Source organism: Haloarchaeobius marinus (genome assembly GCF_051207415.1).
Lineage (GTDB): Archaea > Halobacteriota > Halobacteria > Halobacteriales > Natrialbaceae > Haloarchaeobius.
Genome location: NZ_JBPKGD010000001.1, coordinates 1,150,774 through 1,167,408, shown reverse-complemented (window position 1 = coordinate 1,167,408; position 16,635 = coordinate 1,150,774). Strand labels below are relative to the sequence as shown.

Annotated in this window: 12 protein-coding genes and 2 pseudogenes; 5 read left to right on the top strand and 9 right to left on the bottom strand. The window is 62.2% G+C overall.

Going from position 1 to position 16,635, the window contains the following annotated elements; genetic code table 11:
* Positions 1-29: 29 nt before the first annotated feature.
* Complete coding sequence (locus ACSC1W_RS05795; protein ID WP_435345946.1) at positions 30-944, bottom strand: glycosyltransferase family 2 protein; 915 nt, start codon at positions 942-944, stop codon at positions 30-32.
* A gap of 250 nt (positions 945-1,194) precedes the next feature.
* Between ACSC1W_RS05795 and ACSC1W_RS05790 the strand changes: the two genes are divergently transcribed.
* Positions 1,195-1,368, top strand: coding sequence for a hypothetical protein (locus ACSC1W_RS05790; RefSeq protein ID WP_435345944.1), 174 nt, complete (start codon positions 1,195-1,197; stop codon positions 1,366-1,368).
* Between the two features lie 216 nt (positions 1,369-1,584).
* Here the strand turns inward: ACSC1W_RS05790 and ACSC1W_RS05785 are convergent, their stop codons facing one another.
* Together ACSC1W_RS05785 and ACSC1W_RS05780 are read right to left on the bottom strand one after the other, a co-directional pair.
* The gene (locus tag ACSC1W_RS05785) at positions 1,585-1,824 is read right to left on the bottom strand and encodes a hypothetical protein (RefSeq protein ID WP_435345942.1); all 240 of its coding nucleotides are present in this window, start codon (positions 1,822-1,824) and stop codon (positions 1,585-1,587) included.
* A 335-nt stretch (positions 1,825-2,159) separates the two neighbouring features.
* Complete coding sequence (locus tag ACSC1W_RS05780) at positions 2,160-3,659, bottom strand: hypothetical protein (RefSeq protein ID WP_435345941.1); 1,500 nt, start codon at positions 3,657-3,659, stop codon at positions 2,160-2,162.
* 274 nt (positions 3,660-3,933) lie between these two features.
* On the opposite strand from ACSC1W_RS05780, the gene ACSC1W_RS05775 reads away from it, so the two are divergent.
* Positions 3,934-8,676 (top strand): multicopper oxidase domain-containing protein, encoded by a 4,743-nt coding sequence (locus ACSC1W_RS05775; protein ID WP_435345939.1) that lies wholly within the window; start codon positions 3,934-3,936, stop codon positions 8,674-8,676.
* 683 nt (positions 8,677-9,359) lie between these two features.
* On the opposite strand, the gene ACSC1W_RS05770 is transcribed toward ACSC1W_RS05775, so the two are convergent.
* From ACSC1W_RS05770 to ACSC1W_RS05750, 5 genes and pseudogenes are all read right to left on the bottom strand, one after another.
* A complete protein-coding gene (locus ACSC1W_RS05770; RefSeq protein ID WP_435345938.1) occupies positions 9,360-10,007 on the bottom strand; it encodes a phospholipase D-like domain-containing protein in 648 nt (215 codons plus the stop codon).
* Between the two features lie 116 nt (positions 10,008-10,123).
* Complete coding sequence (locus ACSC1W_RS05765) at positions 10,124-10,735, bottom strand: class I SAM-dependent methyltransferase (RefSeq protein ID WP_435345936.1); 612 nt, start codon at positions 10,733-10,735, stop codon at positions 10,124-10,126.
* 295 nt (positions 10,736-11,030) lie between these two features.
* Entirely contained in the window at positions 11,031-11,873 is an 843-nt protein-coding gene (locus tag ACSC1W_RS05760) for a metallophosphoesterase (RefSeq protein WP_435345935.1), read from the bottom strand.
* 403 nt (positions 11,874-12,276) lie between these two features.
* Positions 12,277-12,423: pseudogene (locus tag ACSC1W_RS05755) on the bottom strand (RNA-guided endonuclease TnpB family protein); the annotation flags it as partial.
* Positions 12,424-12,615: 192 nt separating this feature from the next.
* Positions 12,616-12,849, bottom strand: coding sequence for a HalOD1 output domain-containing protein (locus tag ACSC1W_RS05750; RefSeq protein WP_435345934.1), 234 nt, complete (start codon positions 12,847-12,849; stop codon positions 12,616-12,618).
* Positions 12,850-13,008: 159 nt separating this feature from the next.
* Between ACSC1W_RS05750 and pyrH the strand changes: the two genes are divergently transcribed.
* Both pyrH and ACSC1W_RS05740 read left to right on the top strand, forming a co-directional pair.
* On the top strand, positions 13,009-13,737 hold the full coding sequence (pyrH, locus tag ACSC1W_RS05745; protein ID WP_435345933.1) for a UMP kinase: 729 nt from the start codon (positions 13,009-13,011) through the stop codon (positions 13,735-13,737).
* Positions 13,738-14,079: 342 nt separating this feature from the next.
* Complete coding sequence (locus tag ACSC1W_RS05740; RefSeq protein ID WP_435346015.1) at positions 14,080-15,888, top strand: SLC13 family permease; 1,809 nt, start codon at positions 14,080-14,082, stop codon at positions 15,886-15,888.
* A gap of 129 nt (positions 15,889-16,017) precedes the next feature.
* Here the strand turns inward: ACSC1W_RS05740 and ACSC1W_RS05735 are convergent, their stop codons facing one another.
* Entirely contained in the window at positions 16,018-16,197 is a 180-nt protein-coding gene (locus tag ACSC1W_RS05735; RefSeq protein WP_435345932.1) for a hypothetical protein, read from the bottom strand.
* Between the two features lie 194 nt (positions 16,198-16,391).
* Between ACSC1W_RS05735 and ACSC1W_RS05730 the strand changes: the two are divergent.
* Positions 16,392-16,490, top strand: a pseudogene (locus ACSC1W_RS05730) (DUF5789 family protein); the annotation flags it as partial.
* Between the last annotated feature and the right edge of the window lie 145 nt (positions 16,491-16,635).

Below are 16,635 nucleotides of genomic sequence, written 5' to 3'. Positions count from 1 at the left end.
GCTGCCGAGAACCCACCCCCGAGCGGTGCTCACCCAAATAGCCGGTCGAAAACGCGCCTCCCACGACGCGCTTTCGACACCCCGTAGGTCAGCGTGTCCCGCCCCAGGAACGACAGGAGATAGAGGCAGGCCGAGCCGAGGTTGTAGCGATTCTCGGCCATCGACTTGCGGAAGAGAGTCCTGGCCGGAAGCATGTTGCCCTTCTGGGCCTGTAACCGACCGAGGACCCTGTACTGATGGGAGATGTACGCGTTCGAGAGTTTCTCCTCGTGTTTCTCCAGAACCCTGTCGAACCCCTGTCGCTTCCGTCGATAGCAGCTTCCGATGTTCTCGTCGAACACGTGTTTCGAGACGAGGACCTCGTCGATTCCAACCATCGTATTGGACTCCAGTACGCGGAGGTAGAAGTCGAGGTCCTGAGAAGCGAGCAACTGTTCGTCGAACCACCCTCCCGCTTCGAGTAGCTGTGACTCGAACGTCGTACAGGACAGCGTCCCGATGGCGTTCCCATCGGAGAGGTAGTCGACTCCGACCTCTGCATCGGGCGCACGAGAGATACCAGCGACCGTTCCATCGATCAGTCGCTCGAACGAGGTGAACGCTCCCACGCACTGGTCGGTGCTCTCCGCTAACCTGTCTCTCACCCTGGCAAGATGTTCTGGGTGGAGTTCGTCGTCGGAGTCCAGAAAGGAGATGTACTCCCCCGACGCGTGCTTGACCCCACTGTTCCTGGCCGCGTTCGCTCCCCGGTTCTGCTCGTGGCGGACGAGCTGGACCCGGTCGTCCGCGTACGATTCCACGACAGCGACGGTATCGTCGTCGGACCCGTCGTCGACGACGATTATCTCGAAATCGTCCACCGTCTGGGAGAGTACACTCGAGATAGCACGCTCAATCGAGCCACATCGATTGTACGTCGGTATTACCACGCTCGTGGTGGGCATCAGGCAACTTGTCCCCTCACAGTGGCTTCAGTATACGGTGTGTAACCCTGGTATCGTCCTCCCTGGCCGGCGACCCTCCGTTCGGTCGTTGTAACTGCATCGCGTGAACGGGTTGTCGAGTGGTTTTTCGGTCTGCTCGCGGACTGGCCCGGTGAGTGCTTCGAGGTCTATTGCGAGGTGGTTCTGCACCGCGTTCGGTCGACGGTCCAGCGAACGCTTATCCCTCTCGACGCCCACCAGTTAGTGTCCGATGGGATTTTTCAGCAAGGTCGGAAGGCAGGTCGAACAGTTCAAGCAGACGGCTACAGAGGTCGCCAAGGAGGACGCAACCTACCAGTGTCAGGCGTGTGAAGCCCGCTTTCACGCCCAACACGACCAGTGTCCGGAGTGCGATGCCCAGTCGATCGTCTCGACAGAGGAGTGAGTCCCCGACGCGTCCACGGGACTCGCGTGTTGTCGTGTCGACCTCGTCCTGAACGTCGCCCACGTCCGCCAGTCGTGGTCAGCAGTCGAGACTGGTGTCCTCACCGCGTAGCCGCGGGCTATCGAGGACCGTGTCTGCCGCCCCCGCTGGCGAACGTCGAGTGCGGCCCCCTCGACTGCTGTGTCTCGACGACCGGGTCCGAGTCGGTGGAGGAGTTCACTCGTCGAATCCGTCGTCGTATTGCTCGTAGGAGATCGTCAGTTTCCCTGGCGACGGACGCTTCGCTGCGTCTCGGAGCGCTTTGAACTCTTGAAGGAGTTGACTTGCGTCGTCCGAACCCTCCCGGACGCTCCGTGACTCTTCTCGAACCGTGTCGTACACTTGCTCCAGCATGGTCCGGACGGCGTGCGAATCTGTTCTCGAGTCTATCTCGAAAGAAGCCTCGTATCGCGACATGGTCCTAGTTGCAGTGCCAGCGAGTTAACGTTCATCCGCTCCCCCGTCACAGTGAAACCACGGCGACCGGACGAGCTGCCCCGTCGATGGCTGTCAGTGAGTGTCACCGTGGGATTGCTATCGTGGGCGTCGACGTGGCCGGGTCCCACCAGGGGCTATCGTGGACTGCATGGGTCCCGGGGCAGGGTCCGGTGGCGTCCCTGACCAGTCGGTGCGCGACTCGTGTCTGGCGGATAGCGTCATCGCGAACTCGTGGACCGGTCGCCACGTCTCTCGCCGGTACCACAGTCGGGTCGAAACCTGTGCCGGAATCTGATTCCGGCGTGGCTACGGCGTCACCGCTCGTCGAAGAGGGTGGTGACGTCGTCCGGATCGATCTGACCGTTCGAGTTGAAGTCGAAAGCGTTCGTGTAGTCCGTTATCGTGGTCGCATCGAGGTTGTTCGAGAGGACGACCACGTCGTCGAAGTCGAGGCGGCCGTTCCCGTTCACGTCCTCGTAGTCACCGTCCCCGTCGGGGTCGGTGGGCGTCCCACAACCGTCGCAGACCTGGACGACGGCGTCGACCTCGACGTGGCTGTCGACGGTGTCGGCCGCGATGACGTCGCCAGAGTCGTCGTCGAGCGCCTCGACGGTGACCGAGATGTTGGTCTCACCGTCGGCGGCACCACGCACCTCGAACGTCGCGAGCGAGACGTTCGTCGCCCCAGGTTCGACGGTGCCGTTCAGGTCGGCGGCTTTCACGGTCAGTCCCGTGGCCGAGTCGTAAGAGGTGTCGGTCAGTGCCCAGCCCTCGGGGAACGTGGCGTTGGTGATGTCGAGAACGCTCCGGTTGCTTCGCTTGATCGTTATCTCGTAACCGGAGACGCCCTCCGGCGCGTCGGAGAGCGTCAGGTCGAGGGTCGTCGTGCTGTCGAGGGGCAGCGTCGAACTCTCCAGCGCGACCGTCGCGTTCGACGAAGTAGTGTCGTTCCCGTCGTTCTGGAACTCGAACGGGGAGACGCCGCTGCCGTACTCGCTCGATTGCTGGAACGTCCCGTTCCCCGGGAGGTCGAAGTCGACCCGCCAGTTGTAGACCCCATCGGGGAGTTGCGTGGTGTCGAGCGTCGTGGTGAACGCGTCGGCCGATGCGTCGTACGTGATGGGTTTCTCGACCTTCGTGGTGTTGTCCCGCCAGTAGTCCTGGCTCGCGTTGTAGACGGTCACCGTCGCGTTCGCCTCCGTCGGCAGAACGTCACGTGGGAGGGAGAGGTCGACCACGCCGGAGGTGCCGTCGGCAGAGAGTAGGCCGGTATACCCGAGGACGTACGAGCGCGGTGCCGCCTGGGCGACCACGTCGCCGGTACTCGCATTGTGCAGCGCGACGCTGTAGTTGGTCAGCCCGGTCGCCGACGATATCGACCCGTTGGTCACCGTGACCGGGACAGAGTCACCGCCCCACGGCCGCAACGCGGGCTCGGAGAGAGCGGTTCCGTACGGGTCGTGTGTCCGTACCGTGACTCTCCCGCCCGCGGTCTCCGGGTCGACGGTGACGTTCCCATCGACCCGGAGCGTGGCAGACTCGCCGGTGTCCTCGTTCGTCAGGACGAGGCGGTAGTTCGTGCCGTTGGCGAACGTGACGGTCTGGTTCGCATAGAACACCGGTGGGGCCGAGATGTGTGGCTGGTCCATCGTCGTACTACCCCCAGACATCTCGATGTCCAGTTGCCCCGTCTGCAGGCTCGTCGAACTCGCGTCTGTTCCGGTCAGTGCTGTGACGGTGCCGCCGGTGGATGCGACCACCAGCAGGAAAACCGCCAGCACGGCTTGCGTCGAACTCGTCTTCCGTTTATACATCGCGATTGGAGATTCCGCCGTTACTGTAAAAACATTATCATCTCGTCGCACGAGAAGTATACCGGTATCTGCTGGAACGGGACTGGCTACGCGTGACCGTCCACAGTCACGTCCCAGTCGAGGACGACCCGGTCTCGACAGACGACAGACCCGCCCAGGGAGAACGGGAATCTCCCCCGTACAACAACCCTACTGAGGATAGATAGTAACTATATCATTACAACTGGTGGTACGATATCTATTACAAATTTCCAGGATAGCAACCTTTGGCATCATGTCTCAAAACGGGGCAGATGACGCAGGGACGGACGACGCAAGCGCTGCAGACGAGGCCGCCGACACGGGTACCTTCGTTTCCTCACGTCGGTCCGTTCTCGCTGGCACTGGAACGCTCGCGACCGGGTTGGGGACCCTTCCGAACGGAGCATTTGCCGATTCCGGCCAGGGGACGACCCAGGTTCCGAACGAACCCGACGAGAATGGTCAGGTTCGAGAATACACGGTCCACGCCATCGAGGTCGACATCCCCTTCAACCAGTTCGGCCTGCACCAGCCGAAGGGGACGATGTACGTCCTCGAAGAAGACCTCGACGCCGCGAACGAGGCGTCCGGAACGCTCCCCAACGACGGGTACGAGGCGGTCGACGGAGACGAACAACGCGTCGACTTCTATTCCAGCGTCGATGGAGATGGAGGAGACGAGTGTATCGATTCCGAACATATCGACCTCGACGGGTCCAGGACCTCGACTCCGGGCCGCGTGGACGACGGGCCGGATACCTCGGTCCTGCAGCCACTCGTCATCCGGGCCAACGAGGGGGACGTCGTCGAGATCGAGTTCCACAACGACCTCGACCGGCGGGCATCCATCCACCAGACCGGACTCCCGTACGACGTCGGAGACTCCGACGGCGCGAAGGTCGGGAACAATCCCGACACGACGGTCGCTCCCGGTGAATCGACCACGTACCGGTGGTACGCCAGCCACCAGGGTGGGCACTTCTTCTACGACCTCGCGAACCCCGCGATGGACAGCGCGGACCAGCCACCACAGGTAGCCAACCTCCTCTCGCGGGGGCTGTTCGGAACGATGATGGTCGAACCACCGGGTGCGACCTGGACCGACCCCTTCACCGGGGAGGAACTCCGTAGCGGCGTCCAGGCGGACATCCACGACCCCGAGTTCCTCGGGACGAGCTACCGGGAGATCGTCGTCCATTACCACACCCCAGAGGGAATCCAACCGGACATCACGTTCCCACAATCGGACACGCCACAGACCACCCACTCGATCAATTACCGGGCGGACCCGACGGGCCAGCGAGTCGCACAGGAGCGAGCCGACGAACTCGGTCTCGACCCCGACATCCTGAAGGAGTTCTTCTACAACTCGTGGGTAAACGGTGACCCCGGCGGCGGGGACACCATGTACCCGGTCTACAAGGGCGATCCGATGAAGTTCGTCGCGGTCGGGGCCTCGACAGAGGAGAACCACGTCCATCACCTCCACGCTCACCGCTGGAAGACGGTCCCGACGCGGTCGGATTCGGACACCATCGACTCCCAGACGCTCGGATTGGGTGCGACCTACCCCGTCTACTTCACCGCGGGACACGGTGCAGCACAGGGGTCTGCAGCCTCCGGGCCCATCCAGACGGTCCGTCCCGACATGACCTTCGAGGAAGCGTTCGAGATCGGTGCAGGCGGTGCACACGGCACTGCCGGTGACAACATCTTCCACTGCCATCTCTTCCCCCACTACGGCGAAGGCATGTGGAGCGGGTTCCGTATCTTCGACAAGGAGATCTGCGGACTCGAACCGCTACCGAGTACGACCATCGCCGAGGATCCCGTCCCAGACGAGGTACCGTTCCGGGAGGGCATCCTGCCGGAGGAGTCAGACATCCCGGGCTTCCCGGATTTCGTACCCGGGAACGTGGGCAGTCCGCCACCGGATAGCCCCCTCGCGACCGGAGAGAACCCACTCGAGGACGGCCGGCAACCCACTGCCGAAGAGCAGGAGGCGCTCGGCGACATCGTTCCGGGGGCACCGTACGCCGACCCCTGCGACCCGTTCGTGGACAACACCGAGTTCGGCGGCCCCCCGGCCGGCGACGACGCGCCGGTGAAGGAGTACACCATCGTCGTCCTCCCTGCCAACATCGTCTACAACGACGAGGGTGATCACGACCCCGACGGCATCATCTACGTGCTGGAAGAGGACGCCGAGGCGGTCCGCAACGGCGAACTCAACCCCGAACCGCTGTTCATCCGCGCCAACGTCGGTGACTGCGTCGATGTCACCGTCAAGAACGAGACGAGCGCGCCGGTATCGGTCCATCCCCACTTCGTCAGCTTCGACCTTCTCGGGTCCGACTCACTCGCGATGGGGTACAACTACGACCAGGACACCGAACCGGGGGGCCAGCGCACGTACCGGTGGTACGCCGACGAGGAGGGACCCATCTTCTTCCACGACCACATCTTCGGCATCGACGACTCGATGCACGGCGAGTTCTGTGCCCTCATCGTGGAGCCAGAGGGGTCGGAGTACCTCGACCCGTACTCGGGCGACCCCATCCGCAGCGGAGCCCAGGCCATCATCGAGACGCCTGACGACCAGAACGACTTCCGGGAGTTCTGTCTCCACCTGCAGGACTTCGCCCAACTCCGCGACCGCGACGGACAGTTCGTGAACCCCGAGTTCGAGCACAACGAGAACGCCGGCACGATGGGCATCAACCTCCGGAACGCACCGCTCTACCACCGCGACGACGAGGACCCGGCGTACACGTTCAGTTCCGCGGTCCACGGTGACCCCCCGACTCCGACGCTCGAAGCGTACTCGAACGACCCGGTTCGAATCCGGTTGCTGCAAGGCGTCTGGGAGGAACAGCACAACTTCCACTTGCACGGCCGCCCGTTCGAACCGGAGGGTCTCGCCGTACAGGACACGGTCTCGCAGATCATCGGCACCTCCGAGCAGTTCACGTTCCACATCGACCCGAACGAACAGGAGTTCGAACAACAGGACAACCCGTTCGGACTGCCGATCCGTGACCACCTCTACGGGTCCAGCGTCGTCGACGACCTCTGGACGGGCATGTGGGGAATCCACCGCGTCTTCGGCGCCCGGACGCCGCACCTCGAACCGCTCCCAGACCGAGGACCACCCGGAGAGAACAGGGGACCCGATGGAGGTCAGGGGACGGACCGCAGACCGATCACCCCAGGTGACCTGCTGCGTATGGGTCACTTCGCACCGTTCGTCGGACTCGGTCGGCTCAACCGACTCGGCCAGCGGGCGCTGTTGCTGTACGACCAGAACGACGACAGAGAGTTCCCGCCGGACAAAGACGCCCGTCAGAACCGGAACGTCGGTGAAATCCCGCCACAGGCCCGTGACCCGGGCGACCCCTGTCCGGACGATGCCGACGTTCGGCGGTTCGACGTCACCGCGTTCCAGACCGAGATCGAGTTCAACGAGTACGGCGACGTCGATCCCCACGGCATCGTCTACGCGCTCGACGACCACGTCGAGGACATCAAGAACGGGGATCGGCCTGCCGAACCGCTGGTTATCCGGGCGAACCAGGGCGACTGCATCGAGATCAACCTGACGAACGACCTCGAAGACTTCGACAACGACCACGCCCATCCCCTGATGCGGGTCGAGCAGGACTGGGAGGCCTCCAACCGCATTTCCCTCCACGCCCAGCGCGTCGTTCACGACACGAACGGGTCGGACGGAACGACCGTCGGGTTCAACTTCGACCAGACGGTCGCCCCCGGCGAGACCATCACGTACCGGTGGTACGCGCAGGACGAATTCGAGTTCGTCGTGCTGTGGGACATGGCAGACGTCCGGAGTCACCGCCACCACGGTTCGTTCGGCGGACTGGTCGTCGAACCCCAGGACGCCACGTGGCTCGACACGCGGACCGCTGAACCACTGCCCGCAGGTAGCGGTACGATGCTCACCGACGTCGAAGAGGACGCCAGGGAGTTCACACTCTCGTTCAGCGACGCACGATTCATCGTCAACGAAGACGACCCAGATAACTGCGTGGTGCCACCGGGACCAGACACCGAGAACCCGGATGCACCCTGTAACCAGATCGGTGACCGCGAAGACCAAGGATACCCGGCCATCAACAACCGGACAGAGCCGTTCATCCGTCGATTCGAGCTCAACGACCCCGCACAGCATCTCGTCTTCGACTCCGAGACCCACGGCGACCCAGCGACACCGCTCCTCAACGCCCTGCTCGGCGACCCCGTCAAGTTCCTCGTCGGGAAGACGGCCGACAAGGCTCGTGGGCTCTCGTTCCACCTCTCGGACCACCAGTGGCGACGGTTCACCGGTGTGCCGGAATCACCGGTCATCGGTGTCGACGACAAATTCACCGTCGGCAAGTCCGGACGCCTGGACCTGCTCGGTGGGGCCGGTGGACCCGCCGAGAAAACCGGTGACTTCCTCTACGGCGAACTCAAGGAACGCCGGCGTCTCGAGGGTGGCTTCTGGGGCATCTTCCGCGTCGAAGACCAACCGAACGACTTCGAGACGCTGGTTCAACCGCTCCCCTCGGCTGGTGTGGCCGCCGAAGACCGCCCCGGGTGGGTCGTCTTCGAGGCCAACATCACTGGCTCCGGATCCACCGACCTCGTCGTCGGTGTCCCCAGCAGTGACATTGGTGCAGGACAGGGCGGCTCGGTGTACCTCTTCGAGGGCAAGTCCACTGACGACGTCGTCAACCTCGCGGACGCGGACATCCTGTTCGTAAACACCACCGCGATGGAACGAGCAGGCACCGACATCTCGTTCGAACAGACCCGTCGACGGGGCGTTCCCAACCTCGTCGTCGAAAAGGCACGAGGCAGGCCCGTCGAGATCCCGGGCGGGAGGAACCTGACGAACATCATCGACTCCCCGCCCCAGTCCGACATCGCGACGTTCGTCGACAACACCACGAACAACGACATCGGGGCGATCGTTCCACTGGAGATGTTCGAGTGAAGTGACCGCCTCCATCGACGAGCGATCGGATGGAGGAAACGCATCTTCACGGTTCTCGGACTCGGTCGGCCTTCGGCCAGTAGACCCACACCTCCGATGGTAGTGGGGGACCGGACTCCCGGCCGGACCCGACGAACTCCGATCTTCAGAATCGGTATTACTGAACGAAACCCGGCGGCCTGCTCTGTACGGCTCTCTGAACGGGTTCATAATCGGGGTCGTCCTCCGCAAGGGGAAGTGTGACCCGCCAAGTGTGAGTCGACTAGGAAACCGTGGTTCGGTCGTCGTCGAAGCAGGGAACCGGGCGCATGGTCGCTACGGCTCCGGCGACTGTGGCCGCCGAATCGCCCCGTTCGAATCTTCATGATCGGTTCACGTCTTTCGGTTTCGCTGGTCGACGAACGGGGTTCCACCGTCGAGCCGGAAGTGTGGATTCGACAGGGAGCTGGCGCAGCGCGCCTGTCGGCCGTTCCGGCAGTTCGAGTGGGCTGTTCCAGTCGACTCGACGTCTCGTAATCACCACCGCAGAAGCCACGGTTTCGCCACCTTGCGGGCCCGAGAGCCGATTATGAATGTCTGTCAGCGAACCTGCGACGCCGAGACTCGTTCTGGACGGTTCTGCGGGCTGAACGCCGATTACGACCATCGGAGCGGTCGCGGCCCGATTCGACCACCCCTGTTTCTCAGGGTTCCTTCTCGAACGGGAGCGACGTTTCCCCCGGGGTAGTTCGACGACCGTAGGGCAGTGCACCCCTGATCATCGTCGGCAGGTTGATGCGCCCCTTGGACGACCAGGTATCGACCGTCTTACGGAGCCGAGCGCGCCGCGTGAGGTCGGCCGGCGTTATCGGACTGCACTCGTTGACGAACAGGGTCATCCACGCCAGGTGGGTTTGAAAGACCGGGTCGTCTGGACTGTCCGGCGAATAGTACCACGCGAGCTCGAGGTTCTTCCCGAGCCCGTCCCACGTGAGATTCGCAGACCCCATGACGAACGCCGGGTCGTCGCCGTCACGGAGGTAGAGCTTCGGGTGGACGAACCCGTCCCTGTAGGTCAACAGTCGGATCCGGTCGTCGATGTCGAGGTCCCAGATGGTGTTCGCGACCATGCGCGAGAACTGGTCTGCCCCGGTCGAGACGATGATGACGACCCGGTTGGTGGGCGACCGTGCGAGAAACTCCTGAAGACGGTCACGGATGGTGAGATACCCGGACCACGTGAGGTACCCCGTCGCCAGGTAGATGGTTCCGTCCCCGTCGAACAGCTTGAGAACGGCCTCAGCGACCAACCGCCCAGTGAACCGGTTGTCGAACACCTCGTGGTCGACCATCCCAGTGTTGTACGGCACGACGACGATTAAAATTGACCCTCCCGGACGGGGCAGTGTTCAGATACAGGACACGTATCGGTCGTGCGGTCCACCGACCCTGACCGAACTGGCACTTGTCACACGGGCGGCCACTGTGTTTCCGGGTAGGATTGGGTTCCGCCGTGGCTGTTGCGAGCGACGAGTTCGACGGTCGCCGAGCGTTTCCCGTCCCGCCGCTCGCTCGACTCCTCGTAGTACAGGACGGTCAGGTCGAGACAGGCGTGGAGCAGTTCGTTCGAGCAGAACCGGTGCCGGTCCGTACTCGGCCCTACCTCTGCCGGTGGCTCCGAACGGAGGTGATGCTGGTAGAACAACAGCCCTTTCGGTTTCAGCGCCGCCTTGATGTCGTTCAGTCGGTCGAGCGTCCGGAAGAAGCTGACCGTCACCACGTCGTAATGCGCCTCCGGATAGACGAACTGGGTCGCGTCCGTCTGTATCAGATTGAGCTCGTCGGCGACGTCCTGCTCCGCCGCATTCGCTCTGGTGATACGGAGCCCCTCTATCGACTGGTCGAGCGCATCCACCTCGTAGCCCCGGTCGGCGAGGAAGACCGCGTTGCGTCCCGTGCCACAGGCGACGTCGAGAGCCCGTCCGTCGGACGTCTCGTCAGTGTACTCGCGCAGCACTGGCGATGGATCCAGCTCAGACGGGTACTCGCCGGTACGAAACCGTTCGTCCCACGTTGTCATACAGTACCGATACCGTCCCTCGCCCTTGTCAGTACCTCTCCAGACGTGTTCTCGTAGCGGTCAGCGTCGGTACACAGGGGGACCGCCATCAGTGCGTCCCGGAGCTCTGTTCGCGGGCAGTCCGTCCGGCCGGGGGCGGTCCGGATTGCGCCCCACGGGACTCGCAGTGGTGCTCGCCGCCGGTCGCGCCGGCACCCACTACGTCCGAAGCAGACTGACGCGGAACCATCGGCGCACCGTCGATGAGTCGATTCCTCAGACAGCGTCGACCATCAGCGTTCGTGGTAGCGAACCGTCAGCTCGCAGTCGAACCCTCGGGTCGTCCCGCTTCGGTGGCGGGTCCGTCGTCCATCGCCACCGGGTCGACCAGTTCGTCGTCGTCACCGTCGCTGTGACGGTACAGCGCCAGGTCTCCGTTCTCGATCACGAGGTACGTGTTGTGGACGGGGGCCGTCGATTTCCACGACCCCGGGTTGGCTGCGACGTTGTCCGGGTGGACGTACGGGTTGTGGGTGTGTCCGTAGACGAGTTTGTCCTCCGGGATCCGTTCCAGGTACGCGTGTGCTCGCTGCTCTCTCCGCGGATGCGGGGTCACGTCGGCGGCGTCACCGGACCGCAGGCTCTCGTAGGTACTACGGAGGCGACGTTTCTGCGTCTGGACGATGTCACGACCCTTCGCGACGATCGGGTCCTTCAACCCGTTGGTCGGGTCGATGTCGCCCCGGTCGCCCGGCCCGGAGAGGTGGTTCGAGAGCGCGTCGAACTGGAGCCTGTCGAACGACTTCCCGTGGCAAAATCGGATGCTGGTGTCACCGCTCTCCATGACGAGGTCGTCGTGGAACTGCACGTCGTAGAACGCCGAGTCGAGGTGACGGAGGTGCGTGTCGTGGTTCCCGAAGACGAAGTAGACGGGGATCTCGTCCGCGAGGCGTTTGATCTGCGTTATCGTCTCACTCGTCTCCCAGGCGCACCCGAACGGGTCGCGTCGGATCATGTCCCAGACGTCCCCGAGCAGGACGAGCGACTGCAGTTCGTCCCGTCGTCGGTATCGAGACTCGAGGAAGTCGTTGAACGCTGCCACGTCGGCGTGTTCTGCACCGAGGTGTGCGTCCCCAGCGACGACTATCTTCCCGCTCACTGGCTACCACTACCCATCGGTACTCGCGAAGGTAGCAGTCGGGGAGTGTTCACACCGGACTGCCGTTCGCCCCGAAAACCGGGGCCTGACTGGTAATCACTCATTTCGTATCGTCGGTTGGCCACGCTAGGGGTCTATCGCTCATATACCTTTCCGGGCCGTTCGTCCGACGACGGTGGTTTCGCCGGGGCCTGAGTCCACGGAGGGTTCAGCTACTCGTCGGGGGACGTTACTGGCGGGCACTCGTAGTTCGAGGCCACGTGTGCGGCGACGGGGTCGACTGGCGGGCATCGACGGCTCACACAGGAAGCCACCAGACGGAGGAGTACCCGACCGCATCGACAGCCTCCGCGCCCCGATGGACGAGGATTCCCGACCGGCGCTGGGATATCGTGGTTTGCGGCGTGACCTGTTCTCGCGGTGCGAACGCACCGATTTCCCTTTCGAACGAGTACACCGATGGCTGTGCCAACCGGTCGATACTCCTCTCTCCCCCATCGCAGGCGAGACTCGGAGCTACGTTCTGCCGGATGTTCTCGGCGCCATTCACCTGTTACGGATTCAGTCGCCCTCGAAGGTGGTCACTCCGAATGCTCGTTCTTTTCGACTTCAGTGACGATTACGTCCCGGTCGGGATGCTCGACTCCATTCCGACATTCGAATCCACCCTCCACGTCGATTCCATTCTCGTAGGCCCTGCGAAGGAGCGCTTTAAGCTCCCCATTCAACTCCGCCTTCGACGTTAGCGGTGTCTCCTCGGAAGTCGTATTCCCGTGGCTCTCTCCTGTTCCTCCGCATTCGGTTCGTGTTCCGGTGTAATAGTGACCACACCGTAGCTGGACACGGTTATCGCGTGGTCCTCGTGCGTGAATGAGACGTTGATGTCTCCGGTCGTTCCGTTACGAACGCGGACGAACGCGTCTAACGCGTCTGGATCAACTGTAGAATGGAGCGGGGCGAGTTCGACCGAATTCACGCTGAACCGCTGGACTGCGGCTCGACGGATCGAAGTCGGGGTCGTCAGCTCGGTTCCAACGCGTTCGCCGGTGCGTGCGATTCCGTTCTCTGCGAGTTATCAGTCTCCCGAGTGCAGGACGAGCCCTATCGTAGTGCCGCTACCCTACAGTCTAGCAGAATGCGTATCGTTCCCTCCATCGGCGGAAGCGTACTCGTACCAGAACCGAGTCCGCGGCAGTTGGAAGCGTACGCCGACGTCGTCACGACACTCGCTGAAGCGCACGAAATCTGCGTCGTCACCGGGGGTGGTACCCCCGCGCGTGAGTACATCGACGTGGCTCGGGCCCTTGGAGCGAACGAAATCGAGTTAGATCAGATCGGTATCGCCGTCACTCGGCTCAACGCTCGACTGCTCATCGCGGCGATCGGGGATGATGCCACCCTGGCGCCAGCGAGGGATTTCGAAGCGGCGGACAGGGCGCTCCGCCGTGACGAAATCGTCGTCATGGGTGGAACAGCACCGGCCCAGACGACTGACACAGTGAGCGCCATCCTCGCCGAATACGTGGACGCAGAGCGTCTCATCTATGCGACGAGCACACCAGGCGTGTTTAGTGCTGATCCGAACACCTGCCCGGACGCAGAACCGTTCGACGAACTGGCTCCGAGTCAGCTGGTCTCTCTCATTCTCGATACCGACATGACCGCTGGAAGCAGTGTACCGATAGACCTCCAGGCTGCGAAGATGCTTCAACGGGCACAATGCGACACGGTCGTCCTCGATGGAACCGACCCCGAGCGCATTCTTACTGCTGTTCGAACCGGGGAGTTCGAGGGGGCGAAGATCGTCCCGGATCGAAAGAACGATTCCCTTCCGGGTTCCACTACGAGGCGTCCTTCGAGATAGACTCGACGACCGATTCGTATCCCGCTCGACGCATTCTGGAACAGGTATACGATGCGATTCGAGAAGGATCTCGGAGCGTTCGAGTAGGGACAGACGGTGCCGATGAACTTCCGAGAGAGTTCCAGACGCTTCGAGACGTAGCGAAGCGGCCCACGCCAGGACGACCGAATGTCACCGACGAACGATACGACGAGGACGATTGCTGTAGCGTACAACGCGTTCTGGTAATCGACTGGTGCCCATACCAGTCCTTTTCCCGCGTCAGCACCTCTATCTGGTGTGGCCTTCTCTATAGTTTCCATTGTAGTCCTGGGTCTCGGCTCGACGTCCGTAACGGCCGAGATGCTCGTCGTTTTTGCAATCATCCTGCTCGCGCTCGTGTTATTCGCCACTGAGTGGTTCCCGATCGACGTCACCGCGATCCTGGTGATGGTGTTGTTGATCATATTCGAACCGTGGACGCAAATCTCTCCGCGGGAGGGAATCTCGGGATTTGCCAATCCAGCTACGATTACTGTCCTGGCGATGCTTATGCTGAGCACGGGGATCAATCGAACCGGCATCGTCCAGCTGATCGGGCGAAGGATGGCGGCGTTTGCGGGAACCGACCGGCGCAAGCAACTCGCTGCGACAGTCGGCGTCAGCGGACCGGTCTCAGGGTTCGTCAACAATACGCCAGTCGTCGCAATCCTCGTTCCGGTGATCAACGATCTCGCCCACAACGGCAAGACCTCACCGTCGAAGCTGCTCATCCCGCTGTCGTTCGCTTCGATGCTCGGGGGGACGTTGACGCTCATCGGAACTTCGACGAACATTCTGGCGAGTGATATCGCAGCTCAGCTCGGGGCGGAGTCTCCCGAGCTGGGTCTGCACGCGTTCGGGATGTTCGAGTTCACCAAACTCGGAATCATCGTCTTCACGGTTGGTGCTACCTACCTGATGACGGTCGGCGTTCGGCTCCTCCCCGAACGGATTCCCGCCGACGAGGACCTCGTCGAAGAATACGCCATCCAGGAGTACCTCGCAGACGTCGTGGTCCCTGCGAACTCGTCGTTGATCGGGCAGACGGTCGAGGAGGCACTGGGAGACGACGAACTCGACATCGACGTGTTACAACTGATTCGATACGGCGAGCGCTTTTCGGAACCACTCGCTCGCAAAGAGATTCGCGAGAACGACACGCTCCGGCTCAGGACGAATCGTGAGACCCTCGAACAGATCATGGACACGGAGGGCCTCACATTGTCAGGCGGTCCTCGGACCGAAGACGACCTGTATCCAGATGCGGACGAACCGGTCCTCGTCGAGGTCGTTATCCCGTCAGGGTCGTTCCTCGTCGGTGAGACCCTCGCGAGTTCGACCTTCCGACAGCGCTACGATGCGAACGTCCTCGCCTTTCGAACCCGCGGTGACATCGTCCGGGACCGGTTCGAGGAGATCCGTATCCGGGTCGGTGACACGCTCCTCGTGCAGGCACCGCCCGATAGCCTCACTCGCCTCGTCGAGAACGAGGACTTCATCGTTGCCCACGAGTTCGACGAGGTGACCTACCGGAGCGAGAAGATCCCGTTCGCAGTCGGCATCATTGCCGGTGTGGTCGCACTGCCAGCACTGAACATCCTCCCGATCGTCGTCTCAGCACTTGCCGGCGTCGTGGCAATGGTCTTCACTGGCGTCCTCAAACCGACCGAACTCTATTCATCGGTCGAGTGGAACGTGATCTTCCTGCTTGCCGGCGTCATCCCTCTCGGCATCGCTCTCCAGCAGACCGGGGCTGCGGCGCTGCTTGGCGACGCCGTTGCTTCCACGGCGGTATTCTTGCCCGCGGTCGGTGTCCTGTGGGTCTTCTATCTTGCGACCGGGCTGTTGACGAGTGTCATCAGCAACAACGCGAGCGTCGTGCTGATGATCCCTGTCGCGGCCAGCACCGCCCAATCGCTCGATGCGAACGCGTTCGCGTTCGTCCTTGCCGTGACGTTCGCGGCCTCGACGGCGTTCATGACGCCGGTGGGCTATCAGACGAATCTCTTCGTCTACGGGCCTGGCGGCTACAAGTTCTCTGACTTCATTCGCGTCGGTGCACCGTTACAGTTGTTGCTGTCGGTCGTCACCGTCCTCGGAATCGCGTTCTTCTGGGGTGTCCGTGTGTGATATGTGTTCTACAGGTGGAACAGGCCGAGGTAGTTCATCTCGCTTCCGAAATATGGCGCAACGGACACTGAGAACAGTTTTCTTTCCCGGAGTTGGCGCAGAGCTCACGGCAGAGACCAGCGAATCACCTTACTCTTCCAGGAAGTGCGGATCCGTCATTTTCACTGCGTAGACACGCTCTCTAGGGATGTACGTGTACTCGTCGTCGCCGTGGTGAATCTGCCAGTGCTCCTCTCGATAGTTCAGTTTCTCGTCGTCGATCTCTTCCGATACAGTGTCGTCTACGTCTTGATAGACAATCGTCGCCATGAACTACGGTAGGAGGGCAACGTGTATAACGTTAGGGCCACCCACGGCCGGCATCGTTCAGATTAGCTGATTCCAGCAGGCTGCGAAAGGCTGCGAAGGCTTGTACCCACGTTTCTGCGGTGTCGGGTTCGACGTGTCTGAAGTGGTTTGCGAACGACTCTGTCCGACGTTTAAGCCTCGTAAACACTCGTTCGACGGCGTCCCTCACAGAAGTGCTTGCCCCAACCGACAACCAGACATACGACTCCGCCGATGATGTTCGAAGCCGGATTCTGGGACTGATACGCCGCTAACCGCTGTTGTCTCGGTATCCACTATTGCCCGTCTCCTCTCTGTATACTCGGAAGCCGAGACGTTACTGCTCAAGGTGCTGTCCATGTTCGTCATCGCGGCAGCCGTCGAAATCTTCGTCGCCAAGGTCTGGGAGTTCCCCTACAC